This window comes from Tamlana flava (genome assembly GCF_041287255.1).
Taxonomy (GTDB): domain Bacteria; phylum Bacteroidota; class Bacteroidia; order Flavobacteriales; family Flavobacteriaceae; genus Tamlana; species Tamlana flava.
In genome coordinates, this window is the sequence record NZ_JBGGTX010000013.1 from 1 (window position 1) to 5,238 (window position 5,238).

Sequence of the window (5,238 nt, forward strand, 5' to 3'; positions counted from 1 at the left end):
CATATTAAGAACATGGACCGTATCTGACTGTGCGGGCAACACATCAACTGGTGTTCAAACGATCACCATCTATGATGACACTGCACCGGTACTTACCTTGCCAGCGGACACCAGCTTCGAATGTAGCTTGGGCGATGCCGGTATGGCAACAGCAGAGGACAACTGTGACGGTACACTTGTACCGACCTACAGTGACGATATGAGCGGTCTTGACAACTGTGGCTATGGAGACATATTAAGAACATGGACAGTATCTGACTGTGCAGGTAACACCTCTGCAGGAGTACAGACCATCACGATCTATGACAATACACCTCCAGTAATTGCGCCATTGGAAGATGGATATATATGTAACGGTGACGTTCCAGAATATCTTGATACCACTTGGAGCGATAATTGCGAAGATGGAGCTCCTTTAAGAGCGTATGCCAATATGGTGGGCAGTGATGAGTGTTCTGCAACCTATGAGTACGTATTTAATGTATCTGACTGTGCTGGGAATGCAGCAGAGCCTGTTATTGTTGAGTATGTGAAAGAATGGGATAAGATTGGTAACTGTGAAACGGCATTTGCAAGAGCAGATGTAGGAGCACAATGCTTTATCCCAGACTTTAAGCGTTGGGGCTGGACCAATTATTTTGAGTGTGAAGGTACTTATGAAATGCCTCTATATGCTGGAGCGGCACAATGTGATGTTTCAAAAGGAGCTCATGTTGGTAATGTAACTGTCGAGTACATCGATGGTATGGTTACTGTAACTTATGGTGATTTAGCACCTGGTTATGTGATGACAGAAGCTCATGTGTATATTGGTTGTGAGCCATACCCTCAAAAGAATGGATCAGATACAGTAGCACCTGGCCAATATCCGTTTAATCCATCGGGCATTGGAACTGTTCAAAATTATTCTGTAAAGGTAACTGATATTAGTGGACCGATTTACGTGATAGCTCATGCCGTGACTTGTGAAATAGTATGTATGTGCTCTCCAGAAGAAAGCGATCTGCTGTCAGAGAATGAAGGCGGTATGGTTTCATTCGAAGGCGGATTTGATTGCCCAGGAGGTTCTTGTGAGCCTGAAGAATTAGTTCAACAGACAAATACAGTTGACTTCAAGGCGTACCCAGTACCATTTGAAAGCGAAGTGACATTACAATACACTTTCGAATATGATACTGATGTTAAGGTAGAAGTATTTGATATTAAAGGTGCATTGATAAGATCATCTGAAGATTCAAATTACACTAAAGATTCTATTGGAACTATGAAGTTAGACTTATCGGGAACAGATAACCAAATGTTCTTTGTAAGGTTAACGACTAAAGAAGGTACACTTATTAAGAAAATAGTGTCTTCAACACCTCAATAGAGAATATATAATGATTAATAGCTAAAAGAAAAGAGCCGCAATTGCGGCTCTTTTTTGTTTATTTTATTTTGAAAAACCTATTAATGTTTTACAAACTTTATGGTATGAACGTTATCGCCAATTTTAAGATTAGCAATATAAATATCGTCGCTTAAAGATGAAAGGTCAAGAATGTCATTATTCTTTGATATCCTTTGACTAAGTACCCTTTTCCCTAAAATATTAAATATGTCTATTGTATCAATAGGCGCATTTGATGATTTAAGTGTTAACGCGTCACTATGTCCATCATAATAATGTTTAACAGAACTAGCATCAAAACTTTCAATGCCAAGGGTGCCCGTGGTTATTGACAATTCGTCAATATTAATAGCAGACTGATTGGAAGTATTATGGTGCCTAAAAGCAATATAAACCGTATTACCTGCTAGTGAAGAAATGTCTAAGCTTCGGCTTACAAAAACACCAGCTCCACCAACTTCATCAGTATATTCACTTCTTTGGATGGGAGTAGATTCAAAACTTGAGGTATCATTACTGGTCGCAGCATAAACAGAATAATATTCATGGGCCGCATAAGATAATTCACCTCTCACTTTCCAAGAAAGTGTAATCGTTTCACCTGGGCTATATGAGGTTAAATCAATGGCATGCGATATAACCCAGTTGTCTGGGGTTAATTCATCAAAAGAATAAGAAGCAATGACCTTGTATCCACCATAGTACGATGAGAATTCCCACCATTGCCAACTGTAGCTATCTCCGTCACTGTCTTCAACATCCCAACAAACATTAATAACATTGGTGTCAAAAGTCTCTAATACGGGTAGTGTATTGTCACATTGTGAACTTAGTTTTATACTGTAACAACATAAAACAAAGGCTAGGGTTAATGTAATTTTTTTCATAATATAAGTAGGTTTATTATGGAATAAAAGTAATGAAAAAATACACTTAAACGTTAATAAATACTATTTTATCGATAAACCGTATAATATTTGTAGTAAAATACATATAAATATTGAAAAATTTATCAGTTCAGAATAAAAAAAAAAGTAACCATGGTGTAGGGTTATCTTTTTTTTTTGGAAATAAATTGTGTTTAAAAAATCTCGCTTTTTATAAGTCCTAATCCTTGGGGCGCGAATGTAACACATTTATTTTTTGTTGAATACCCAGGGCTTTTTTTCTAGAAATTTATAAAGAATTTCGTGTACAAACAGATAAAATATGGGTTGATAGATAGCTTAATTTTATCTTTTTTTATGTCGTAATAAGTAAGAGTCTATATAGAATTTTTTTAAAATATTGCAGTACATCGATGTTTTAAGTTACATAGCTAATAAATAAAAAATGTCCGTAAAATCTTTTTTTAATCGATTCGTATTTGTTAAATTTATGAATCATTTAATTATGAAACTCTCTTTGGGAATATAATTTGGATTGATAGTATATCCAAAATGATTATAGCATTTGATTAATAGCAGTTTGTTGAATGCCCAATTCTTCCTTAATATTTATACACTAGTTTATGGCGTGGTTTTTATTGAAAAATAAAATATAGCCCTCATTCTACATACCTCTTAATTGTACGGTTGTTATGTAACATGATTATTAACGAAAAATAAATGTTATGTACAATTTTACTTTAACAAATTGGCGGCCTATACCTAAAGGCGTCAAACAACTATTGTTGTGTTGTTTAATCCTGGTTTTTGGATTATCTACACAGTCTTTTTATGCACAGGACGTAGGTTCATCTACGGTACAGGCCAATTTTGGTGTTGAAGCGGATGTCTACTCCGGTGTATTAGAATTCCCTAATGTTGGAAATCCGGTTGTTCCACTTCCAGTAAATCCTACTGGAATTGATGACTGGTTCCAGGGTCTCTCGGGCTTAGGAGTAATCGATGAATTAGGTAGTGACCATGGAGGTAACCCAGATTCCGATCCTGACGTTCCTAACAGTACGGATAATGTTGCGATTGAGCTTAGACAATCTATAACTGCAGCTGATGTTCCGACTAATCCTCTTGTGCCTGTTGCTATTGCCAATTTCCCCGTCGTTATAGATGCGACTACCCTTGGAAACCCGATGCCAACAGCTTATTTATGGCTGGATGCTGTTTACGGGCGTGATACCTATACATCTGGTGGTAGTGCTGAAACCTCTTATTTTGCAGGAGGAGCAGATAAAAATTCTAATAATCCCATAAATTGGACTATAGGAACTATGGGAAGTGTGCCTCAAAAAACGGATATTGTGGATGTGTATGCACATTTGCGAGGTACTAATCCGCATGACCCTACAACCAACCCTGGTTTTCCTCAAGATGACAGACCTTTTGATGAACTTTTTGCATATGCAGGCGCTTCACTGGCGGTTACCAACGGTAACAAACACTTAGATTTCGAATTTTTTCGTGTAGGATTAGAAACGGTTGCAGATCTTAGTGACCCAACTAAATTAGGTCCTAATGCCGGACGTACCGCCTGGACTTTTGATCCTGACGGAGATGATAATGCTCCCGGAGGTGGTGACGATGGAAGTATTTTAATTCCAGGAACGATCATTATTTCGGTGGATTATATTAACGGTGGTAATGTGCCTTCTATAAGAATCAGAGTATGGATGAGCGAAACTACTTTTAATAATTATGACAATAACTGGGATGGCAGACCCTTTAATGTAGATAAAAATGTCGCGTTTGAACAAGAGGGAGATTCAGGCGAGTTTGGTTACGCGGCCATTAATCCTAAAGATAATGCTCAAATCGTTACATGGGGTAGAGCTAATGATAATTTTATTGATGCCGCAGGATCTACCACATTAGGACCACCTTGGGGTACCTATGAAGGATCTGGACCAGATTGGATTACAAATTATCAACGTTATCAATTTGTTGAAATAGGTATTAATTTAACGGCTTTCGGATTAGATAGAAGAGGGTCTCAAGATCCTTGTTCCAATATATTAGGTAGCTTATTGGTTAAAACCCGTAGTAGTGGTGGTGGACCAAATGAAAGCGCCTTCGGTTCTGAGTTAAAAGACTTTGCCGGGCCTTACCTATTCGGATTTCTTGGTGGACCACCGGAAATCGCTGCAGATCCCCTAACTGCTTGTGAAGTTGGCTATACTGGTCAGGCTACATTTGACCTTGAAACTGCTATTGACGAAGCGAATAGTACCCCTGAACCTGATACAACAAGAACATTTCATGAAACTGAGGCTGATGCAGATAATCTTATGAGTTCAGGTATTGGTTCTCCAGGAAGCTACCCCGTAGACATTGTTGATAGTCCAAAAACAATATGGGTACGTAGTGTTCGTACTGGTAGCCAATGTTATAGTAAAACTACTTTTACTGTTACTGTTTATGACCGCGGCAATGCAGGAGATGATAACACAGATTCCTATTGTGAGACAGCTTCGGGCTTGGACGCTTATGATTTGGACGGATTATTATCAAATGATGCCGACGGCAATGGTACGTGGACACCAAGTGGCCCGATAGTAGATGTAAGCACGCCAGGAGTTTATAACTTTAAGTATACAGTTCCATGTAATGGAGATTGTCCTCCGGATGATGCGGACTTTACCATTACGATTTACCGTCAGGGCAATGCAGGAGATGACAACACGGATTCCTATTGTGAGACAGCTTCGGGCTTGGACGCTTATGATTTAGACGGATTATTATCAAATGATGCCGACGGCAATGGTACGTGGACACCAAGTGGCCCGATAGTAGATGTAAGTACGCCAGGAGTTTATAACTTTACGTATACAGTTCCAGGCAATGGAGATTGTCCTCCGGATGATGCGGACTTTACCATTACGATTTACCGTCAGGGCAATGCAGGAGATG

3 protein-coding genes are annotated in these 5,238 nt (G+C 38.7%); 2 read left to right on the forward strand and 1 reads right to left on the reverse strand.

Features of this window, described 5'->3' with window-relative positions; all coding sequences use genetic code 11:
- Positions 1–1,369, forward strand: a 1,369-nt coding sequence (locus ACB104_RS16010) for an HYR-like domain-containing protein (protein ID WP_370480355.1), incomplete at its 5' end; no start/stop codon positions are given.
- 80 nt (positions 1,370–1,449) lie between these two features.
- Here ACB104_RS16010 and ACB104_RS16015 read toward each other — a convergent pair.
- Positions 1,450–2,277, reverse strand: a complete 828-nt coding sequence (locus tag ACB104_RS16015; protein WP_370480356.1) for a choice-of-anchor J domain-containing protein — start codon at positions 2,275–2,277, stop codon at positions 1,450–1,452.
- Positions 2,278–3,002: 725 nt separating this feature from the next.
- Here ACB104_RS16015 and ACB104_RS16020 point away from each other — a divergent pair.
- On the forward strand, positions 3,003–5,238 hold a 2,236-nt coding region (locus ACB104_RS16020; protein ID WP_370480358.1), incomplete at its 3' end, for an FIDD domain-containing protein.